Below are 21,489 nucleotides of genomic sequence, written 5' to 3' on the forward strand. Positions count from 1 at the left end.
GACTCGCTCACATCGTGTTATTCTGCGGCCATCCGGCCGCTGGCGGTCATCGCCTGCGCGCCGGCGGCGATCGCCTTGACGATATTGTGATAGCCCGTGCAACGGCACAGATTGCCTTCGAGCTCGTGACGTATCGTGGCTTCGTCGAGGTTCCCGCCGTGCCGATTGACCATGTCGATCGCCGCCATGATCATGCCCGGCGTGCAGAAACCGCACTGCAGGCCGTGGTTGTCGCGGAAGGCTTCCTGCATCGGATGAAGCTGGTCGCCACGCGCCAGCCCCTCGATCGTCGTCACCGAACTGCCGTTGCACTGCACGGCGAGCGTGGTGCAGGACTTCACGGCCTTGCCGTCGAGATGCACGACGCAGGCACCGCACTGGCTGGTGTCGCAGCCGACATGGGTGCCGGTCAGCCGCAACATGTCGCGGAGGAATTCGACCAGCAACGTCCGGTTGTCCACGTCACGGGACTCGGGTTTCCCGTTGACCGTAATGGTCACGCTCGTCATGTCTGCTCTCCTCCTCCGGACGGCTACGTCCGGGCCTGTGTTGTTATGGTCGGGTAGGTGCGGCAAATCGGGGGAAAATCCGCAAGTTCGCGCTGTCAGCTACGGTCTGCCCCTCGTATCGGTTCGGTTTCAGGGGATTCTTGTATCCTATGCCCTCCGAGGTCAAGCCGCGTCCGGCGCTTCGCCCGGCGCGAGCCGCTTGCGGAAATTCTCGAAGAACTGATCGGCCGTCTTCTTGGCGGCACCGTTGACCAGACGCTGGCCGATCTGGGCGATCTTGCCGCCCACCTGCGCGTCGACCTCGTAGGCCAGCACCGTACCGCCGTTCACACCGTCGCGCAGGCTGACGACGGCACCCCCCTTGGCGAACCCCGCAACACCGCCCTGCCCCTGTCCGGAGATCCTGTATCCATTCGGCGGATCGATGTCGGAAAGGGTGACGTCGCCCTTGAAGCGGGCCTTGACGGGGCCGATCTTGCTGACCGCGACAGCCGCGAATTCGGTGTCGCTCACCTTCTCGAAGCTCTCGCAACCGGGGATGCAGGCCGCCAGGACGGCGGGATCGTTGAGCGCGTTCCACACGGTCTGCCGGTCGGCGGGCAGCTCGACCTCACCGGACATCTTCATCGACATGGGCCAATCCTCCTGCACGACGGGGCGAGACTGTAGCGCAGGCGCAACCGGATTGCAGCGTTGGCGCGTGACTCCACCCCCGCGGGGCGCATAGTCTTCGCGCCAGCGGTCGCACAGGGGGCAATTTCGACGTGGATTCCGCATTGCTGTCATCGCTGTTCACGACCCGGGCCATGCGCGAAGTGCTGGGAGACGAATCGCGGATCGACGCGATGCTGGCGTTTGAAGCGGCGCTCGCCCGGGCCGAGGCAGACGCCGGTGTCATCCCGCCGGACGCCGCCGAGGCGATCGAAGCGGCCTGCCGCAGCTTCACGGCCGACACCAGAGCGCTGGCGGCGGCGACCCGCACCGCCGGCAATCCGGCGATTCCGCTGGTCAAGGCGCTCACCGCCCACTGTGCAGAGCCGGGACGCGGCTGGGTACACTGGGGGGCGACCAGCCAGGACGTGATCGACACCGCGACGTCCCTTGTCGGGCGCCGCGCCGTCGCGCTGCTGGACAGCGAGTTGATCCGCCTGTGCGACGGACTGGCCGCCCTTGCCCTCGCCCATCGCGACACCGTCATGCCCGGGCGCACGCTGTTGCAGCCCGCACTTCCGATTACACTCGGGTTCAAGGCCGCCCAATGGCTGGATATGACGATGCGTTGCCGCGAGCGACTCGGCGCGGCTGCCGCCGATGCCTGCCTCCTGCAATTCGGCGGGGCGGTGGGGACGCTGGCAGCATTGGGGGTGGCGGCAGCGACGGTACGCGAGCGGCTCGGCCAGCTCCTCGAATTGCCGGTGCCGCACCTCGCCTGGCACACATCTCGCGACAGGATCGCCCGATTGGGCTGCGAAGTGGCCGTGCTTACGGGAACGCTTGCGAAGATCGCGGGCGATGTCGCCCTGCTGATGCAGGCGGAGATCGCAGAGGCCTTCGAACCGGCCGCGCCGGGCAAGGGCGGATCCTCGACCATGCCCCAGAAGCGCAATCCCGTGGCAGCTCCCGCCGTCCGCGCCGCGGCCCTGCGCGCAAACGGGCTCGCCGCTGATCTGATCTCCGCGCTGCCGCAGGAGCACGAACGCGGCGCGGGCGGTTGGCACATGGAGTGGACGGTCCTGCCGGACCTGCTGCTGGGCGCAGCGGGCGCGCTGTCGCATGTCGGCGAGGTGATCGAGGGGCTGGAGGTCGATCCGGCCCGGATGCGCGCCAATCTGGAGACCGGCGGCGGGACGCTGATGTCCGAGGCGCTGATGATGGCGCTCGCACCCAGACTCGGACGACTGGAGGCGCACCGGCTGGTCGCAGACCTCGCACGCCGGACCATCACGGGCGGCCCGACGCTTCGGCGCCTCGCCGAACAGGATGAGACGGTGCTGGCCGTGCTGGGACGCGAGGGCATCGCTGAGGCGTTCCGGCCGGAAGCCTATCTCGGCGTTGCCGGAGCGAGTATCGACGAAGCCGTCGCGCGCTGGACGCGGCGGCGAGACTGAGGTTCGCAGGAGGACAGATGCCCCATATCGAAGCCGACGGAACGCGGATCTACCATGAAATCTCGGGTTCGGCGGGCAAGCCGTGGCTGGTCCTGTCGAACTCTCTCGGCACCCGACTCGAAATGTGGGACGGTCAGGCCGCAGCGCTGGCGGATGACTTCCGGATACTGCGATACGACAGTCGCGGCCATGGACGATCCGACGCACCGGCAGGCAACTACACGATCGAGCGGCTCGGGCGGGACGTGCTGACGCTGCTCGACGCGCTCGGCATTGCCAGGGCGCGGTTCTGCGGCCTGTCGATGGGCGGCATGGTCGGCATGTGGCTCGGCATCAACGCGCCGGACCGTCTCGACCGGCTGGTGCTGTGCAACACGGGCGCACGACTTGGCCCGCCGGAGCTCTGGTCGCAACGTATCGAGGCGGTGGCGAGCGCTGGAATGGCGGCGGTGACCGATGCGGTGATCGAACGATGGTTCACGCCGGAATTCCGGGCTGCCCGTCCCGACAAGGTCGCGCCCGTGCGACGGATGCTGCTGGATACGCCGGCAGCAGGCTATGCCGGCTGCTGCGCGGCGATCCGCGACATGGACCAGCGCGAGGCCGTGACGTCCATCCGCATTCCAACCCTGGTGATCGGCGGCAGCCGCGACCCCGCCACCCCGGCGAGCATGGCCGAGGAGCTTGCGTCAAGCATTCCCGGTGCGCGGCTCAGCATCCTGGAGGCGGCCCACCTGTCGAATATCGAGCAGGAAGAAGCCTTTAACGATACTGTTTCAACCTTCCTGAGAGCCTGAAATGGACGACAGCGCCCGATTTGAACGTGGCATGGCGAATCGCCGGGCCGTGCTCGGCGATGCCCATGTCGACCGCGCGACGGCACGCACGACCGAGGTCGATCGCGACTTCCAGAACCTGATCACCCGCTATGCCTGGGGCGAGATATGGGATCGTCCCGGTCTCGACCGACGCACGCGCAGCCTGCTGACGCTGGTGATGCTGCTCGCCCTTGGCCACGAGGAGGAGTTCAAGTTGCATTTGCGCGCCTCGGCCGCCTGCGGGGTGACCCGCGGCGAGGTCATCGAGGCGCTCCTGCAAGCGGCGATCTACTGCGGTGTGCCGGCGGCCAATACGGCGTTCCGGCATGCCAAGGACGTGTTCGCCGAGATGGATTCCGTGCACTCCTAACGCCGCGATCCGGGCTGGCCCGCCATTTCGCGCCCTCTGGGCCGTGGACGACCCTCGCGGAATGCCTGGGGGGTGATGCCGGTATAGCGGCGGAAGAAGCGGGTGAAGTGCGTCGGGTCGTTGAATCCCAGATCATAGGCGATCTCGCTGACCGACTGATCGGTGAACATCAGCTGGCGCTTCGCCTCCGTGACAACCCGCTGGCGGACCAGATGGCCCGCGGTGACGCCCGCCACCCGCTTGCAGTGATCGTTCAGCCGGTCGGCCGTCAGGCCGAGCGCCTCGGCGTAGTCCGCAAGCCGCCGCGTCCGCCGGAACTCCGACTCGACCAGATTGAGCAGCCGCTCGACCGTCGTGTCGCTGCGCCGTAGTGTCACACTGTCGTGACGCAAGCGGCTCGCGGCGACCCGGCCGGCCTCAATGACCAGTAGAGTCAGGCAGGCACGCATGGCGAGCCGGTACCCGTCCCGGCCGAGTTCATGCTCCTCGGCGAGCAGGTCGAACAGGTCAGTCAGGCGAGACAGGTCGTCCTGCGGCCCGAACGGGACGAGGATCCGTCGATGTCCCTCGGCGAGTTGCCCGGCGAGAGATTCGCCTGCCGCCGGCGTCGCGCCGACGACGTCGCGCGAATAGGACAGTACATGACCTCGGGTCCCCGCCTCGAAGCGGAAGCCGTGCACTGCCAGCGGCGGCACGAAGATCAGCACCGGTGCGGCAAAGGGCAGCAGCGACTCTTCGAACGTCATTTCGCCGCGGCCGGCCGCGATGAACAGGATCTGGCCGAGATGGCGGTGACTGTGCGGCGCGATCTGCCAGCCATGCCGCCAGGATCGTGAGGCGATGGTTTCGATGTGGACGAAATCGAAGACGTGATCGTCCGCGTGCTCGCCGTAGAGATGGAATTGCGGGATCGCGGCGCTCGTCGGCATCTCTGGCAACTGTGGGGATGGCAAGAGTCGGGGAACGGCCGGTGCACTCCTCGAACTCCGGCCGGCAGGGGCCGGATCTATCATGATAGGCTGGCAAGGCGGGCCGGTGAACGCGGAATGAGCGGTGCTTGCGCTCGCAATGCGAACAAGCGATCGACATACGACCATCCGACGCCGGCTCTCGGTTGCGCACCGTCCGGCCATCGCGGATAGTCAGAGGCACTTCAGGATGGACTGCCGCATGCGAACGGCAGCCAGATGCGAAACAACTGCCCTTGGGAGGTCTTCCATGAGACGCACCGCTCTTGCGCTCACAGCCGCGATCGCGCTGCTGGGCTCGACGGCGATCCCGGCCTTGGCCCAGGATGTCGTCCTCAAGATCCATCAGTTCCTGCCGGCCCAGGCGCCGATCCCGGCGAATTTCATCAAGCCGTGGGCGGAGAAGGTCGAGGCGGAGTCGAACGGCCGCATCAAGTTCGAGCTGTATCCGGCCATGCAGCTCGGCGGTGCGCCGCCGGCGCTCTACGATCAGGTGCGCGATGGCGTCGCCGACATCGTCTGGACGCTGCCGGGATATACCCCCGGCCGGTTCCCCGGCACCGAGGCGTTCGAGCTGCCGTTCATGCCGGCCAGCGGCGAGGCGACCTCGCAGGCCGCATGGGAATTCTACGACAAGCACCTGCGCGATGAATTCGCCGACGTCCACATCATCGCCGTCCACACCCACGGCCCCGGCCTGCTGCACGTGAAGGGAGACGGCGTCCGCAAGCTCGAGGACATGCAGGGCCTCAAGCTGCGCGGCCCGACCCGCGTCATCACCAAGCTGCTGGAGCAGCTCGGCGCAACGCCGGTCGGCATGCCGGTCCCGGCGGTTCCCGAAGCCCTTTCGAAGGGCGTCATCGACGGCACGGTGATCCCGTGGGAGGTGACGCGGCCACTCAAGGTCGCGGAGCTCGTCGACACGCATACCGGTTTTTCAGGCGACCGAGGGCTCTACACGAGCTTCTTCATCTTCGCCATGAACAAGGACAAGTACGAGTCGCTTCCGGACGACCTAAAGAAGGTCATCGATGACAATTCCGGTCTCGAGACTGCGAGATGGGCCGGCCGCGTGATGGACGAGGGCGACATTCCCGGCAAGGCTGCCGCCGAGGCACGCGGCAACACGATCATCATCCTGGACGAGGCCGAGACGCAGCGCTGGAAGGAGGCGTCGCAGCCTGTCATCGTCGCCTGGATCGCCGAGATGAATGACAAGGGTCTCGATGGCCAGGCACTGTATGAAGATGCCAAGGCTCTGATCGCAAAGTACGCGTCGGGGAGCTGAGCGGACACGAGAGTCGACGGCACCCGGCAAGGGATGCCATCGGCGGCGGAGCGGAACCCGCTCCGCCGCGGCCTCACGGACGAGAGACTTGCCTCGGCATGCCGCAGCTGACCCATCCGCCCGCCGGTATCGCCCCCGCACTCGAAGCACGGGTGGGGTTGTGGATCGGGCGGTTCGCCGCGGCACTCGCCCTGACCGGCGGAGTTCTGCTGATCGTGCTGGTGATCCTGTCGGTCATCAGCATCACGGGGCGCGGAATGGCCGGCTGGATCGATTTCCTGCCATTCCGACCGGGACCGATACCCGGTGACTTCGAACTGGTCTCGGCCGGGTGTGCCGTGGCCGTATGCACCTTCCTGCCGTGGTGCCAGCTCAGGAGGGGCCACGTCACCGTCGACGTCTTCATCACCCGGCTGCCCCCGCGGGGACGGGCGGTGCTGACCCTTGTCGGCAATGTACTGATGACCGGCGCGGTCGCCATCATCGCCTGGCGCCTGCAACTCGGTTTGGCCGACAAGATGCGCTACGGCGAAACCACCATGATCCTGCAGATGCCGGTCTGGTGTGGCTATGCCGGGGCGGTGGTCGGGCTCTGGGCCTTCGCGCTGACCGCGCTCTATACCGTCTGGCGATCGATCAACGAGATCGCGCAGGGACGTGACGGGGACTGATGGACCGCCTGGAAATCGCCCTCCTCTCCTTCCCGGTGCTGCTCGGGATGATCTTCCTCAGGGTGCCGATCGGGCTTGCCATGCTGATCTGCGGCATCGTCGGGACTGGTCTCGTCGCCGGCTGGGTTCCGATCCTGGCGAGCCTCAAGTCGCTCACCTACGACGTCCTGTCGAACCACAGCCTGTCGATCATCCCGATGTTCCTGCTGATGGGTCAGTTCGCGACCAAGGGCGGCATCTCGCGGGCATTATTCCGGGCTGCGGCTGCGTTTCTGGGCCACCGCAAGGGTGGCGTCGCAATGGCAGCCGTCGGAGCCTGTGCAGGCTTCGGGGCGATCTGCGGATCGTCGCTCGCCACGGCGGCCACGATGGCGCAGGTGGCGCTCCCCGAGATGCGCCGCTACGGGTATTCCGGCGCGCTTGCGACCGGGACGCTGGCCGCGGGCGGAACCCTCGGCATCCTGATCCCGCCGTCAATCGTCCTGGTGATCTACGCGATCCTCGCCGAACAGAACATCGTCAAGATGTTCATCGCCGCCTTCGTGCCCGGACTGCTCGCGGCGATCGGCTTCATGCTGGTGATCGCCATCTATGTGCGCACGGTGCCGACGGCGGCAACGGCCGGCGAGCGGGTACCGGCCCGCGAACGGCTGCGCGCCCTCGTCGAGATCTGCCCGGTCGCGCTGATCTTCGCGCTCGTGATCGGAGGCATCTATGTCGGCTGGTTCACGCCGACGGAGGCCGCCGCCATCGGCGCGGCAGGAACCGGCCTACTGGCGATGCGCTCCGGCGGTCTCGACTGGAAGGGCCTTGCCGACGCGCTGCTGGCGACAGCGGTATCGACCGCGATGATCTATTTCATCGTGTTCGGTGCGCAGGTGTTCAATACCTTTCTCGCCTTCACCCAGCTTCCGCAATTCACCGCCGACTGGGTGGCCGCGTCGGGTCTCAGTCCCTGGCTGGTGCTGACCCTGATCCTGTTTGCCTATCTCGTGTTCGGCTGCGTGATGGATTCGCTGTCGATGATCCTGCTCACCGTGCCGATCTTCTTCCCGCTGATCATGACGCTCGATTTCGGCATGAGTCCCGAGGAAACCGCGATCTGGTTCGGGATCCTGGTGCTGATCGTCGTCGAACTCGGCCTCGTCACGCCGCCGGTCGGCATGAACATCTTCATCATCAACTCGATGGCCCGCGACGTGCCGATGACTGCGACCTATCGCGGTGTCCTGCCGTTCCTGGGGGCGGAACTGGTCCGCGTCGCGCTCCTGACGGCGGTACCATGGATCGTGCTTTTCCTACCACGGGCGATGGGTTGACCATGGTCGGACAAGCTCGGTGATTGTCACTTATGTGACGGGTTGCTATGACCAGTGAGGGGGTCCGCACGGGCCCGACGCGATACCGGCCAAGAACCGACCAAGATCGGCCGGCGCTTCTTCGAGGGGGCTCTCGCGCATGGAGTATTTTCTCCAGCAGCTGATCAACGGCGTCACGCTCGGCTCGATCTACGGGCTGATCGCCATCGGCTACACGATGGTCTACGGGATCATCGGCATGATCAACTTCGCCCACGGCGACATCTTCATGATCGGCGCCTTCATATCGCTGATCTTCATCATTCTCATCGGCGTCACCGCGGGCATGTCACTCGCCGTCATGATCCTGGCGCTGATGCTGGTGCTGGTCATCGCCATGGCGCTGACGGCGACCTATGGCTGGACAGTCGAGCGCCTCGCCTACCGGCCGCTGCGCACCTCGTTCAGACTGGCGCCGCTAATCACTGCGATCGGCATGTCGATCGTGCTGCAGAACTATGTGCAGATCGTCCAGGGCGCGCGGGTCAAGCCGCTGCAACCGATCATCTCCGGCGGCTTCACGCTCATGGAGCTGCAGACCGCCGCCGGCACCTTCCGGGTCAACCTGTCGATCATCCAGATCGTCATCGTGGTGACGACGGTGGCATTGATGGCCATCTTCGCGCTGATCATCGCCCGCACCTCCCTCGGACGGGCGCAGCGCGCCTGTGAGCAGGACCGCAAGATGGCCGCGCTGGTGGGCGTCAACGTCGACCGGACGATCTCGCTGACCTTCGTCATGGGCGCCTCGCTCGCTGCCGTCGCGGGCATGATGTATCTGCTCTACTATGGCGTGATCGACTTCTACATCGGCTTCCTCGCCGGCATAAAGGCATTCACGGCGGCCGTGCTGGGCGGCATCGGCTCCCTGCCCGGCGCCATGCTGGGCGGTCTGCTGATCGGCCTCATCGAGACCTTCTGGTCGGCCTATTTCTCGATCGAGTACAAGGATGTAGCGGCCTTCTCGATCCTGGCGGTGGTGCTGATCTTCATGCCCTCCGGCATCCTCGGCAAGCCGGAGGTCGAAAAGGTATGACAGCAAAGCCGGCTGCCGATTCGGAATCCAACCGCGTCGCTGGCGCGCTGAAGGATGCGGGCCTTGCGGCGGTGGTGACGTTCGCGCTCGCAGCACCAATCATGGGGCTGCGCACGACCACGTCGGCCGGCAACAGCGGGCTGATCATCGTCCAGGACTGGCCGTCCGTCTTCATTGCCGTCGCAGTGGTGTTCGTCGGCCGATTCCTGCTCGACCTGTTCGTCTGGCGGCGGGTGATACCGGTCCCGATCGGCGACAAGTGGTTCCGCCGGCCCGGTGGCATGCCGCTCGCCCGCCATGGCGAGGCGCTCGGCAAGTACTTCGGCCCTGCCCTGCTCGGCTTTGCCCTGGTGCTGCCGTTCCTGCCGATATCCGACCGCTACGTCATGGATCTGTCGATCCTTGTCCTGACCTACGTGATGCTCGGCTGGGGGCTCAACATCGTCGTCGGACTCGCCGGCCTGCTCGATCTGGGTTACGTGGCGTTCTACGCGGTCGGCGCCTATTCCTATGCCCTGCTCGCACAGCATTTCGACCTTGGCTTCTGGATCTGTCTGCCGCTCGCGGGGATCCTGGCCGCGTTCTGGGGGATCATCCTCGGATTCCCCGTCCTGCGGCTGCGTGGCGACTATCTGGCGATCGTCACCCTTGCCTTCGGCGAGATCATCAGGGTGGTGCTGCTCAACTGGTACGAGTTCACCAACGGACCGAACGGCATCTCCGGCATTCCGCGCCCATCATTCTTCGGTCTCGAGTTCGAACGCGGCGAGGACGGTTTTGCCGCGTTCTTCGGGCTCGAGTTCAGCCCGATGCACCGGATCATCTTTCTCTATTACCTGATCCTGGTCCTCGCGCTCATCACCAACTTCGTGACGCTGCGCCTGCGCCGCCTGCCGGTCGGCCGGGCCTGGGAAGCGCTGCGCGAGGACGAGATCGCCTGCCGGTCGCTCGGTATCAACACCACCAACACCAAGCTGACCGCCTTCGCGATCGGTGCGATGTTCGGCGGCTTCGCCGGTTCGTTCTTCGCAACGCGACAGGGTTTCATCAGCCCCGAATCCTTCACCTTCATCGAGTCGGCCCTGATCCTGGCGATCGTCGTGCTCGGCGGCCTCGGCAGCCAGATCGGCGTTGTCATCGCGGCGGTGGTGATGATCGGAGGGTTCGAGTATTTCCGCGAGTTCGAGCAGTACCGGATGCTGTTCTTCGGACTGGCGATGGTGGTGATCATGGTCTGGCGCCCGCGCGGCCTGATCGCCACCCGCCAACCGTCGATTGCCCTGACGAAACGCAAGGCGATCGGCGCCGACATGGTCGGAGAGGGCCACGGATGACGACTGCGGCAAACCAGGCGGCGACGAGGCCGCGATGGCAGGCAGACCCCGTGCTCACCGTCGAGCACCTGACCATGCGGTTCGGCGGGCTTGTCGCCGTCGACAATTTGAGCTTCTCGGTGGGGCGCGGCGACATCACCGCGATCATCGGCCCGAACGGCGCCGGCAAGACGACGGTGTTCAACTGCCTGACCGGCTTCTACAAGCCGACCGAGGGGATGATCACCATGCGTCGGGCGAGCGGCGAGACCTTCCTCCTGGAGCGGATGCCCGACTTCCGCATCGCCGCGCAGGCGAAGGTTGCCCGCACGTTCCAGAACATCCGCCTGTTCGGCGGAATGACGGTTCTGGAAAACCTGATGGTTGCCCAGCACAACCGGCTGATGGTCGATTCCTACTATACCTTGGGCGGCATCTTCGGACTGGCGCATTTCCGCCGCTCGGAACGGGCTGCCGTGGAAAAGGCCAAGTACTGGCTTGACCAGATCAATCTCACCGATCGTGCCGACGATCCGGCCGCCGACCTGCCCTACGGCGCCCAGCGCAGGCTCGAGATCGCCCGCGCCATGTGCACGGAGCCGGAGCTGCTTTGCCTTGACGAACCGGCCGCCGGCCTCAACCCGCGCGAGTCGGCGGAGCTCAACGAGCTTCTGCGTTACATCCGCGACAGGCATTCCACCTCGGTGCTGCTGATCGAGCATGACATGAGCGTCGTGATGGAGATATCCGACCACGTCATCGTTCTCGACTACGGCGAGAAGATTTCGGACGGAACGCCCGAACAGGTGCGCAACGATCCCTCGGTGATCGCCGCCTATCTCGGCGTCGAGGACGAGGAGGTCAACGAGGTTGAACGCGAGGTCGGCGCCATCGACGCGGACGGAGGGCGGGCATGAGCGCGGCCGATTCCTCTCCGCCACTGCTGTCGGTGCGCGGCGTCGAGACGCACTACGGCAAGATCATTGCGTTGCGGGGCGTCGATCTGGATGTCCGGTCCGGCGAGATCGTCACGCTGATCGGGGCAAACGGGGCCGGCAAGTCGACGCTGATGATGACCATCTGCGGCAATCCGCGGGCGAGCGCCGGCACGATCCTTTTCGACGGCATCGACATCACGCGCATGCCGACGCACGAGATCATGCGGCTGCGGATCGCCCAGTCGCCCGAGGGACGCAGGATCTTCCCGAGAATGACGGTATTCGAGAACCTGCAGATGGGCGCCTCGATCACCGACCTGTCGCATTTCGACGAGGATCTCGAGCGGGTCTACACGCTGTTCCCCGTGCTCAAGAAGCGGTCGGCCCAGCGCGGTGGAACGCTGTCGGGAGGCGAACAGCAGATGCTGGCGATCGCGCGCGCGCTGATGAGCCGCCCGCGGCTGCTGCTGCTGGACGAACCCTCGCTCGGGCTGGCGCCGCTGATCGTCAAGCAGATCTTCGAGGTGATCGGCGAACTGAACCGGGTCGAGGGGCTCACCGTGTTCCTGGTCGAGCAGAATGCCTACCATGCGCTGAAGCTCGCTCATCGCGGCTATGTGATGGTCAACGGATCGATCACGATGAGCGGCAGTGGCAGCGAGCTGCTGGCCCGGGAGGAGGTTCGCTCGGCCTATCTCGAAGGCGGACGGCATTGAGGCGCACATGGGACTTCTCTGGGAAAGCAGTTTCGGCGTGTTCCTGCTGGTGACGGTCTGCCTCGGCGGCGCCGCCGCCTTCATGACCGGCCGCGCGATCGCCTCGACCTGGCGCCCGGTATGGCAGCTTCCGGCCTATCTGCTGCTGCTCGCCGCCGCCGCCCGGTTCCTGCATTTCTCGCTGTTCGGCGGCTCGCTGCTGTCGCTGCACTATTATTTTGTCGACCTTGTCATCCTGGGTGTTTTCGGAGCGCTCGGATTCCGTCTGATGCGGGTTCGCCAGATGGTTACGCAGTACGGCTGGCTCTATGAACGGGCCGGTCCCTTCGGCTGGAGGGATCGGCGATCCTGAATGCTGGCGAATCATTGCCGACGTTTCATCCGCCAGCCGTTCCTAATCCCGAAAATCCGTGCAATATAGGCTTCAACCGGGCTCGTCCCGGGAGAAACCCAGGGGCCGAACCGGCCCGCATTCTGGAGGGAGTCGACTTCATGAAGAAGCAACTGTTGACGGGACTGGCGCTGTCCTTCGGCATTGCCGCCGCGGGTGCCGCGCATGCCGACATCACGATCGCCACTGCCGGTCCGATGACCGGCCAGTACGCCTCGTTCGGCGCGCAGATGAAGGCGGGTGCGGAGCAGGCTGTCGCCGACATCAACGCCGCCGGCGGCGTGCTCGGTCAGAAGCTCGTGCTCGAGGTTGGCGACGATGCCTGCGATCCGAAGCAGGCCGTGGCCGTGGCCAACCAGATGGTCGGCAAGTCGATTGCGCTGATGGCCGGGCATTTCTGCTCGGGATCCTCGATCCCTGCCAGCCAAGTCTATGCGGAGGAAGGCATCATCCAGATTTCGCCGGCCTCGACCAATCCGAAGTTCACCGACGAGCGCCCCGGTCCCGGCGTATTCCGCGTCTGCGGCCGCGACGACCAGCAAGGTCAGGTGGCCGGCAAGTTCCTGGCCGAGAAGTTCGGCGACAAGAAGATCGCGATCCTTCATGACAAGTCGGCCTACGGCAAAGGTCTCGCTGATGAGACCAAGAAGTACATGAACGAGGCCGGGAAGCAGGAAGCCCTCTACGAGGCCTACACGGCGGGCGAGAAGGACTACACCGCGCTCGTCTCCAAGCTCAAGTCCGAGAATATCGACGTCGTCTATGTCGGCGGTTACCACACCGAGGCCGGCCTTATCGTCCGCCAGATGCGCGATCAGGGCATGGACGCGCTGCTGATCTCGGGTGATGCGCTGGTTACCGACGAGTACTGGCAGATCACCGGCGACGCCGGCCAGGGCACCCTGATGACCTTCTCGCCGGATCCGCGCAAGAACCCGGATGCCGCACCGGTGGTCGAAGCCTTCCGTGCCAAGGGCATCGAGCCCGAGGGCTACGTGCTCTACACCTACGCCGCGATCCAGACCTGGGCACAGGCGGTCGAGAAGGCCGGCTCGACCGACTATGACGCCGTGGTCAAGGCGCTCAACGAGGGCGAGTTCGACACCGTTCTCGGCAAGCTTTCCTTCAACGAGGTCGGCGACGTTTCGCTGCCGGGGTACGTCTTCTACGAATGGAAGGACGGCGCCTACGATTATCTGAACTGATCGTCGGGCAACCGGTTTCCAGGGAAGGCCCGGTCTTGCGCCGGGCCTTCTTCCTGCCATCGCCTCCGTCCGTTCGCCCGACTGTCGGTCCGACCCCGCCCGCCTTGCGCGGGATTCGGCACGAGAGGCCCTGACGCGATGACTCCGGGACCAAGAAACAGCCTCACCGATGTCGCCGGTCTCTCGGTTGGCAACGCCGACGACGATCGTCTGATGTCCGGCACCACGGTCATACTGTGCGACGAGCCCTCGGTGGCGTCCGTCGACGTGCGTGGTGGCGGGCCAGGTACCCGCGACACCGAACTGCTCGCGCCGGAGATGACGGTACCGCGCGTCGATGCGGTCGTGATCTCCGGCGGGTCCGCGTATGGCCTCGATGCCGCGTCCGGCGTCCAGGCTTGGCTGCGGGACAAGGGCCGTGGCTTTGCCGTCGGCCCGGTTACCGTACCGATCGTTCCGCAGGCGATCCTGTTCGATCTGATCAATGGCGGCGACAAGAATTGGGGGAAGTTCCCGCCCTATCGCGAACTCGGCTGGGCAGCTTGCGAATCGGCCACCAAGGACTTCGCCATCGGCTCGGTCGGCGCGGGTCTCGGCGCGACCACCGCAACGCTGCGCGGCGGCCTCGGCACCGCCTCGGCAGTCACCGACGACGGCTACACCGTCGCCGCGATCGTCGCGGTCAATTGCGTCGGCCGCGTGACGATCGGCGATGGCCCGCATTTCTGGGCCGGGGCGTGGGAGGCCGGTGCGGAGTATGGCGGCCATGGCCTGCCGGCCCATGTCGACGAGGCAGCGCTCGCGCCCTACTCCAAGCTCGATGCCCTCTCGTCGACGACGCCGGCGCTGGTCGCCACAGACGCGGTACTCACCAAAGCAGAAGCGAAACGTCTCGCCGTGATGGCACAGGACGGAATGGCGCGCGCGATCCATCCCGTGCACACGCCGCTCGATGGCGACACGGTCTTTGCGGTGGCAACCGGCAGGAAGCCGATGAACGACCCGGTGGTCGACATGATGCGGATCGGCGCGGCGGCTGCCCGCTGTCTCGCCCGGGCGATCTGCAGGGCGGTTTACGAGGCCGGTCAGGGCGGGCGCGGTCCGGCCCGGTGGCCAGCCTATCGTGACCTCTTTCCACGCTAGTCGGACCCGCGCCGGCCGGTTGCGCGCGCAACCGCTCCTGTGTTTAGTGCGTCAGGGACCCGACTGCGCAATCCAGATCGGATCAGGGTGTATCCATGAAGGTCATCGTATTGGGTGGCGACGGCTTCTGCGGCTGGCCGACCGCCCTGCACCTTTCCAAGCTCGGCCATGACGTTGTCATCGTCGACAACCTCTCCCGTCGCAAGATCGACGTCGAGCTCGAGGTGGAGTCGCTGACGCCGATACGCCCGCTCGGCGAGCGCATCGCCGCCTGGGAGGAGATATCGGGCCGGCGGATCCCCGTGCACCGATTTACCGTCGGCGAGCATTATCACCGCCTGCTGTCGCTGCTGCGCGACGAGGCGCCGGATGCCGTCGTCCACTTCGCCGAGCAACGCGCTGCGCCGTACTCGATGAAGTCGTCCTGGCACAAGCGTTATACGGTCCGGAACAATCTGTCGGCCACCAACGACGTCTGCGCCGCGATCGTGGAATCGGGACTTGACATCCATCTCGTGCATCTCGGCACGATGGGCGTCTACGGCTACGGCTCGGCCGGCATGAAGATCCCGGAAGGCTATCTCGATATCAAGGTCGAGACCGACGGCGGCCTCGTCGACCAGCAGATCCTCTACCCCGCCAATCCCGGGTCGATCTACCACATGACCAAGACCCAGGATCAGCTGTTCTTCTTCTTCTACAACAAGAACGACGGGCTGAAGGTGACCGACCTGCACCAAGGTATCGTTTGGGGCACGCAGACCGCCGAGACGCGACTCGACGAGCGTCTGATCAACCGGTTCGACTACGATGGTGACTACGGCACCGTCCTCAACCGCTTTCTGATGCAGGCCGCGGTCGGCTACCCGCTCACCGTGCACGGAACGGGCGGCCAGACTCGGGCATTCATCCACATCCAGGATACGGTGCGCTGCATTCAGCTTGCGATCGAGAATCCGCCGCAGAGTGGCGAGCGCGTCAATATCCTCAACCAGATGACCGAGACCCACCGGGTCGGCGACCTCGCCCGGATGATCGCCGACATGACGGGGGCTGCGATCGATCACGTACCGAACCCACGCGTCGAAGCCGACGAGAATGACCTGCACGTCAGGAACGACCGATTCCTGCAGCTCGGACTGGAGCCCATAACACTGCGCGAGGGGCTGATGCGGGAGGTCACCGAGATCGCTGCCCGCTACGCCGACCGCTGCGACCGGAGCAAGATCCCGTGCCGATCCGCCTGGAACAAGGCCCGAGCCGCGCAGATGTGACCGCGATGTCCGTCACGAGGGTGGAACGCGGCCGTTACAGCTTCACGCAGATGTTGCGCAGCTCGGTGTAGAACTCCAGCGAATGCGCGCCGCCCTCGCGGCCGACACCGGATCTCTTGGCGCCGCCGAACGGCGTCCTGAGGTCACGCAGGAACCAGCAGTTGATCCAGGCGACCCCGACCTCTATCCGCGAGGCCACACGATGGGCGCGCGAGACGTCGCGCGTCCAGATCGAGGTGGCCAGTCCGTAACGCGTGTCATTGGCGAGCGCGACGGCCTCATCCTCATCGTCGAACGGCATGACGTGGGTGCATGGCCCGAAGATCTCGTCGGACACGACGGGCGAGGACTGTGGCAGGCCGGTCCATACCGTGGGCTCGACCCAATAGCCGGATACAAATCCCGGCACGTTCGGTACACCCCCGCCGACCAGAACGGTCGCGCCCTCGCGTCGGGCCATGTCGTAGAAGGACAGAACCTTCTCGCGATGCACCTGGCTGACGAGCGGGCCAAGCGTTGTCTCGTTGCTGAACGGATCACCGAAGCGGAACCGCTTTGCCCGTTCGCAGAACCGTTCCACGAAAGCCTCGAAGATGCCGCGCTGGACATAAAGCCGCTCGGTGCCGAGGCACACCTGGCCGGTGTTGGAGAAGCACGCGCGCGACAACCCCTCGACGGCGGCGTCGAGGTCGGCATCGTCGAAAACCAGGCCGGGGTTCTTGCCGCCGAGCTCTAGCGAGACCGGGCGGACCCCGGTGGCGGCGGCGCGCATGATCGCCTCGCCCGTAACCGACTCGCCGGTGAAGGTGATGCCATCGACGTCAGGATGGCTGGTCAGGAACTCGCCGGCCGATCCCGGGCCAAAGCCGTGCACGACATTGTAGACGCCTGGCGGCACACCGACGGCATTCATCACCTCGCCGAGCAGCGCCGCCGTCGCCGGCGTCTCCTCGGACGGCTTCACCACGACGGTGTTGCCGCAAGCGAGTGCAGGCGCAACCTTCCAGGTCATCAGTAACAGCGGCAGATTCCACGGACAGATCACGGCGATGACGCCGCGCGGGACGCGGATCGTGTAGTTGAGCGCATCGGCCCGGTCGGGAGTCGGGGTCTGAAATACCTCCGTGCCCATCGTGGCGATCAGGTCGGCAAAGACCGCGAAGTTCGCGGCGCCGCGCGGAATGTCGATCTGCCTTGCCAGCGAAACGGGCTTGCCGGTGTCGAGAATCTCCGCGCGCAGGAAGTCGTCGAACCGGCGGTTCACCTCGTCGACGATGCGCCTCAGGATCGCGATCCGCTCGGGAACCGACATGCGGCCCCATGGCCCCCTCAGCGCCTTCCTGGCCGCGGTGACGGCAGCATCGACATCGTCAGCCGTCGATTCCTGAACGAGCGCCGTCACCTCGCCCGTAGCCGGGAAGCGGTCCTCGAACGAACGGCCGGCGCGCACCTCACCATACCTGCCATCGATGAATTGGGCGATCCGCCGGACACCCGTCCCCGTGTGTACGGCCGGGGCGGCTGGCTCGCTGTCGATCGTTGCTGTCGTCACTCCGGTTCACCCATTCGCGACATCGCCTCATGGTCGAGCGCCCCGACCTGGACGCCCCCGACACGACCCGATGCTATCGACTCACATTCGCAGCCAAGGGCTCGGACTGAGACTGATCGCCGGTCGAGGCCGTGACCGTCTGACCAGCCGGTACGGGAGGACGTCCGATCGAGACATAACCCAGCCCGGATCGCAGCATCTCCTCGGGCGTATAGATGTTGCGCAGGTCGATCACCAGAGGGCGGGCCATCAGCCGCCTGACCTCGTCGAGGTCGAGGGCGCGAAACTCGTCCCATTCCGTGACGATCACCAGCGCCGACGCACCCTCGATGGCCTGGTAGGAACCGCCGGTCCAGACAGCGCGCCGGAACTCCGGCAGCTTGCGCGCCTCCGGCATCGCCACCGGATCGTAGACGGCGACTTGGGCCCCGGCCCTGGTCAGCGTCTCGACGATGTCGATCGAGGGGGCATCGCGCATGTCGTCGGTGTTCGGCTTGAACGACAGGCCCAGCACGGCCAACCGACACCCGGCCACGGAACCGCCGCATGCCTCGATGATGCGGTCGGCGAGCCCCTTCTTGCGCGCGGTATTGCTTTCGATGACGGCCGTCACGATCCGCGTCGGGACACCCGCTTCATCCGCCGTGCGGACCAGGGCGAGCGTGTCCTTGGGAAAGCAGGATCCGCCGAAGCCGGGTCCGGCATGGAGAAACTTTCCGCCGATCCGCCGGTCGAGCCCGATGCCGCGCGCCACGTCCTGCACGTTGGCGCCGGTGCGCTCGCAGATATCGGCGATCTCGTTGATGAAGGCGACCTTCGTCGCAAGGAAGGCGTTGGCGGCATACTTGGTGAGTTCCGCGGTGCGGCGGCTGGTGAAGACGATCGGGGTCTCATTGAGGAACAGCGGCCGATAGAGCAGCCGCATCACCTCCCGCGCCCGCTCGCTCTCCGCCCCGATCACCACCCGGTCCGGGCGCTTGAAATCGTCGATCGCCGAGCCTTCGCGCAGGAACTCAGGATTTGACGCCACATCGAAATCGAGGTCCGGCCGGACGCGGTGAACGATCGCCTCGATCTCGTCGCCGGTGCCGACCGGAACCGTCGACTTCGTGACCAGCAACAGCGGCTCCTCGGCGCAGGCCGCGATCGCCTCGGCCGCGGCGGTCACATAGCTCAGATCCGCATGACCGTCGCCGCGCCGCGACGGCGTCCCGACCGCGATGAACACAGCGTCCGCGCCGCGCACCGCGGCGGCAAGATCGGTTGTGAAGGCAAGCCGTCCGACGGCGACGTTGCCGGCGACCAGAACGTCAAGTCCCGGCTCGTAGATCGGGATCTGACCGCGCGACAGCCGCTCGATCTTCACTTCGTCCGTGTCGACGCAGGTGACATGGTGACCGAAATCAGCGAAGCACGCGCCGCTCACCAGCCCGACATACCCCGTGCCAACCATTGCGATCTTCATGGGCGGAGATCCCTCTCAGCCAACGTCCCATTGGGGGCCGTCGCGAGCCCGGAGGAGTCCTCCCCCACGATCAGCCGATCAGACGCCAGTCGTTCCATCAGCATTTTCAGAGTGTTGGCAATCGCCATCCCGGATCGGAGCGGCGATACTACGGGATCGACTGCACGGTCGCCAGCCCAAAGGACCGGTGGTGCCGTCCCGGCCAGACGTGCAGCGCGGCGGAGCCGGCCGCGGCGTCGACGACGACGTCATCCCGAGCGGTGCACGCGAGGCAGCGGGCGAGTGGTGTCGGTCCACATCGTCGAATTCCTTCGGTTCGTTGCAAAACCGCAGAATCAACGATCAAGGCTCGCGTCAAGCTAACCCGCTGACCCCACTCAACTTAATTTCGGATCAGGCTTTCAGCGGACAGAACCTCCGCCGTCTCGAAACTCCTGAACCCGGTCAGTTCCTTGACTTCTGCGCCGTGGCGCGTAGTTTCCCGGGCAAGACGCTTCGGCCGGGCTATCGTGCCCGGACTCGAGAACAGGGAATTCCGACATGGCCAAGCCGACAACGGTCAAGATCAGGCTCGTGAGCACCGCCGATACGGGCTACTTCTACGTGACCAAGAAGAATACGCGGACAATGACCGAGAAGATGACGGTCCGGAAATACGATCCGGTTGCCCGCAAGCACGTCGAGTTCAAGGAAGCAAAGATCAAGTAGACGTCGCTATCCCGGTCGTACGTGTCGGAGGCACCGTCCACGGCGGTGCCTCTTTTGCTATGATCGCCGCCGACGACATTCCAGCCAGGAGCGCCCGATGAATGCCCCAGTGGTTCCTGAAGCGTTGAAATCCCTCCGCATCCCATCCAGTGCGATCATCGGCGGCAAGTCGGTCGCCGCAGCCTCGGGCAAGACCTTCGATTGCGTCTCGCCGATCGACGGGACGGTGCTGGCGCAGGTCGCCGCCTGCGAGGCAGAGGACGTGGACCGGGCGGTAAAGGTCGCCCGCGAGGTCTTCGAGGCGGGCACCTGGTCCATGGCCCCGCCCCGCCAGCGCAAGCAGGTGATGATGAAGTTCGTCGAGGTGTTGCGGCAACATGCCGAAGAACTGGCGATGCTCGAGACGCTCGACGTCGGCAAGCCGATCTCGGACTCCCGGTCGGTCGATGTGCCGGCGTCGATCAACTGCATCCAGTGGTATGCCGAAGCCACTGACAAGATCTACGACGAGCTGGCGCCGACCGGCCCGGGCGCCGTCGCCATGATCACACGCGAGCCCCTCGGCGTCGTCGGGCTTGTCGTGCCCTGGAACTATCCGCTGCTGATGGCAGCCTGGAAGCTCGGTCCGGCGCTTGCCGCTGGAAACAGCGTGATTCTCAAGCCTGCCGAGCAGTCGCCGCTGACTGCGATCCGGATCGGCGAGCTGGCGCGCGAGGCGGGACTGCCCGATGGCGTGTTGCAGGTGCTCCCGGGCTTCGGCGAGACGGCGGGCCAGGCGCTCGGCCGCCACATGGACGTCGACATGATCGCCTTCACCGGCTCCACCGAGGTCGGCAAGTACTTCCTGAAGTATGCCGGCGAATCGAACATGAAGCATGTCAGCCTCGAGTGCGGCGGCAAGAAGCCCAACATCGTTTTCGCCGATGCCATCGATCTCGACGAGGTAGCGCGGCAAACGGCGATGGGCGTCTTCTACAACTGCGGCCAGACCTGCACCGCCGCGACGCGGCTGATCGTCGAGGAGTCGATCCACGACGCGATCATCGACAAGATCCGCGCGCTGGGCGCCGAATGGCAGCCCGGCAATCCGCTGGATGAGAACACCCGGATGGGTCCGATGGTTGACCGGACCCAGCTTGAGCGCGTGCTCGGCTACATCGATATCGGCCGCAAGGAAGGCGCGGAACTTGCCTATGGCGGATCGCGCGTGATGGAGGAAACCGGCGGCACCTACATCGAACCGACCGTGTTCGATCGGGTCGACAACTCGATGCGAATCGCCCAGGAGGAGATCTTCGGGCCGGTGCTCTCGACGATCACCTTCCGCGACGAGGAGGAGGCGGTGCGGATCGCCAACGACTCGATGTACGGACTGGCCGCGGCGGTCTGGACGCGCGACATCAACAAGGCCCATCGCCTCGCCCGGGCGATCAAGTGCGGCCTTGTCGCGATCAACGACGTCGACGGCGGGGACATCACCACGCCGTTCGGCGGCTACAAGCAGTCGGGGATTGGCCGCGACAAGTCGCTGCATGCCTACGACAAGTACACCCAGCTGAAGACCACCTGGATCACGCTGTCCTGAGACGTCTGCCGCACGGGAATGACAAAGGCGGTGCCGGTCGGTACCGCCTTGTCGGTGCGGGATCATCGATCTG

Annotated in this window: 21 protein-coding genes; 16 read left to right on the forward strand and 5 right to left on the reverse strand. The window is 65.6% G+C overall.

Going from position 1 to position 21,489, the window contains the following annotated elements; all coding sequences use genetic code 11:
* Window positions 1–17: 17 nt before the first annotated feature.
* Together EDC22_RS04785 and EDC22_RS04790 are read right to left on the reverse strand one after the other, a co-directional pair.
* A complete protein-coding gene (locus tag EDC22_RS04785) occupies window positions 18–509 on the reverse strand; it encodes a (2Fe-2S)-binding protein (protein ID WP_132805463.1) in 492 nt (163 codons plus the stop codon).
* A gap of 162 nt (window positions 510–671) precedes the next feature.
* A complete protein-coding gene (locus EDC22_RS04790; RefSeq protein WP_132805464.1) occupies window positions 672–1,142 on the reverse strand; it encodes an SRPBCC family protein in 471 nt (156 codons plus the stop codon).
* Between the two features lie 143 nt (window positions 1,143–1,285).
* Here EDC22_RS04790 and pcaB point away from each other — a divergent pair, with 143 nt between their 5' ends.
* From pcaB to pcaC, 3 genes are read left to right on the forward strand one after another with little or no spacing between them, the layout of a single operon-like run.
* On the forward strand, window positions 1,286–2,617 hold the full coding sequence (gene pcaB, locus EDC22_RS04795; protein WP_245499630.1) for a 3-carboxy-cis,cis-muconate cycloisomerase: 1,332 nt from the start codon (window positions 1,286–1,288) through the stop codon (window positions 2,615–2,617).
* A 17-nt stretch (window positions 2,618–2,634) separates the two neighbouring features.
* Window positions 2,635–3,414, forward strand: a complete 780-nt coding sequence (gene pcaD, locus EDC22_RS04800; protein WP_132805465.1) for a 3-oxoadipate enol-lactonase — start codon at window positions 2,635–2,637, stop codon at window positions 3,412–3,414.
* A gap of 1 nt (window position 3,415) precedes the next feature.
* Window positions 3,416–3,805, forward strand: coding sequence for a 4-carboxymuconolactone decarboxylase (gene pcaC, locus EDC22_RS04805; protein WP_132805466.1), 390 nt, complete (start codon window positions 3,416–3,418; stop codon window positions 3,803–3,805).
* On the opposite strand, the gene EDC22_RS04810 is transcribed toward pcaC, so the two are convergent.
* Entirely contained in the window at window positions 3,802–4,734 is a 933-nt protein-coding gene (locus EDC22_RS04810; RefSeq protein WP_165926796.1) for a helix-turn-helix domain-containing protein, read from the reverse strand. The two genes, pcaC and EDC22_RS04810, sit on opposite strands and share 4 nt — an antisense overlap.
* A 289-nt stretch (window positions 4,735–5,023) precedes the next feature.
* Here EDC22_RS04810 and EDC22_RS04815 point away from each other — a divergent pair, with 289 nt between their 5' ends.
* The 11 genes from EDC22_RS04815 (at window position 5,024) to EDC22_RS04865 (ending at window position 16,106) form a co-directional block, all read left to right on the forward strand.
* On the forward strand, window positions 5,024–6,061 hold the full coding sequence (locus tag EDC22_RS04815; protein WP_132805468.1) for a TRAP transporter substrate-binding protein: 1,038 nt from the start codon (window positions 5,024–5,026) through the stop codon (window positions 6,059–6,061).
* A gap of 98 nt (window positions 6,062–6,159) precedes the next feature.
* Window positions 6,160–6,732: a TRAP transporter small permease gene (locus EDC22_RS04820; RefSeq protein WP_132805469.1), complete on the forward strand. Its 573-nt coding sequence runs from the start codon at window positions 6,160–6,162 to the stop codon at window positions 6,730–6,732.
* On the forward strand, window positions 6,732–8,051 hold the full coding sequence (locus EDC22_RS04825) for a TRAP transporter large permease (RefSeq protein ID WP_132805470.1): 1,320 nt from the start codon (window positions 6,732–6,734) through the stop codon (window positions 8,049–8,051). The genes EDC22_RS04820 and EDC22_RS04825 overlap by 1 nt, the downstream gene beginning before the upstream one ends.
* A gap of 139 nt (window positions 8,052–8,190) precedes the next feature.
* The gene (locus tag EDC22_RS04830) at window positions 8,191–9,126 is read left to right on the forward strand and encodes an ABC transporter permease subunit (RefSeq protein WP_132805471.1); all 936 of its coding nucleotides are present in this window, start codon (window positions 8,191–8,193) and stop codon (window positions 9,124–9,126) included.
* Entirely contained in the window at window positions 9,123–10,460 is a 1,338-nt protein-coding gene (gene livM / locus EDC22_RS04835) for a high-affinity branched-chain amino acid ABC transporter permease LivM (RefSeq protein WP_132805472.1), read from the forward strand. The genes EDC22_RS04830 and livM overlap by 4 nt, the downstream gene beginning before the upstream one ends.
* Entirely contained in the window at window positions 10,457–11,356 is a 900-nt protein-coding gene (locus tag EDC22_RS04840) for an ABC transporter ATP-binding protein (protein ID WP_132805473.1), read from the forward strand. The genes livM and EDC22_RS04840 overlap by 4 nt, the downstream gene beginning before the upstream one ends.
* Window positions 11,353–12,093, forward strand: a complete 741-nt coding sequence (locus EDC22_RS04845; protein WP_132805474.1) for an ABC transporter ATP-binding protein — start codon at window positions 11,353–11,355, stop codon at window positions 12,091–12,093. Before EDC22_RS04840 ends, EDC22_RS04845 begins: the two co-directional genes overlap by 4 nt.
* 7 nt (window positions 12,094–12,100) lie before the next feature.
* Window positions 12,101–12,445, forward strand: coding sequence for a DUF6867 family protein (locus EDC22_RS04850; protein WP_132805475.1), 345 nt, complete (start codon window positions 12,101–12,103; stop codon window positions 12,443–12,445).
* Between the two features lie 140 nt (window positions 12,446–12,585).
* The gene (locus EDC22_RS04855; protein WP_132805476.1) at window positions 12,586–13,689 is read left to right on the forward strand and encodes a branched-chain amino acid ABC transporter substrate-binding protein; all 1,104 of its coding nucleotides are present in this window, start codon (window positions 12,586–12,588) and stop codon (window positions 13,687–13,689) included.
* Window positions 13,690–13,827: 138 nt separating this feature from the next.
* A complete protein-coding gene (locus EDC22_RS04860) occupies window positions 13,828–14,832 on the forward strand; it encodes a P1 family peptidase (protein ID WP_132805477.1) in 1,005 nt (334 codons plus the stop codon).
* Between the two features lie 95 nt (window positions 14,833–14,927).
* Entirely contained in the window at window positions 14,928–16,106 is a 1,179-nt protein-coding gene (locus EDC22_RS04865; protein ID WP_132805478.1) for an NAD-dependent epimerase/dehydratase family protein, read from the forward strand.
* Between the two features lie 34 nt (window positions 16,107–16,140).
* On the opposite strand, the gene EDC22_RS04870 is transcribed toward EDC22_RS04865, so the two are convergent.
* Complete coding sequence (locus EDC22_RS04870; protein WP_245499631.1) at window positions 16,141–17,658, reverse strand: 2-hydroxymuconic semialdehyde dehydrogenase; 1,518 nt, start codon at window positions 17,656–17,658, stop codon at window positions 16,141–16,143.
* A gap of 73 nt (window positions 17,659–17,731) precedes the next feature.
* On the reverse strand, window positions 17,732–19,123 hold the full coding sequence (locus EDC22_RS04875; protein ID WP_132805479.1) for a UDP-glucose dehydrogenase family protein: 1,392 nt from the start codon (window positions 19,121–19,123) through the stop codon (window positions 17,732–17,734).
* 540 nt (window positions 19,124–19,663) lie between these two features.
* Here EDC22_RS04875 and rpmG point away from each other — a divergent pair.
* The gene (rpmG, locus tag EDC22_RS04880) at window positions 19,664–19,831 is read left to right on the forward strand and encodes a 50S ribosomal protein L33 (protein WP_132805480.1); all 168 of its coding nucleotides are present in this window, start codon (window positions 19,664–19,666) and stop codon (window positions 19,829–19,831) included.
* Window positions 19,832–19,928: 97 nt separating this feature from the next.
* Entirely contained in the window at window positions 19,929–21,416 is a 1,488-nt protein-coding gene (locus EDC22_RS04885; RefSeq protein ID WP_132805481.1) for an aldehyde dehydrogenase, read from the forward strand.
* Window positions 21,417–21,489: the final 73 nt, after the last annotated feature.

It is taken from the genome of Tepidamorphus gemmatus, from assembly GCF_004346195.1.
GTDB classification, from domain to species: Bacteria; Pseudomonadota; Alphaproteobacteria; order Rhizobiales; family Tepidamorphaceae; genus Tepidamorphus; species Tepidamorphus gemmatus.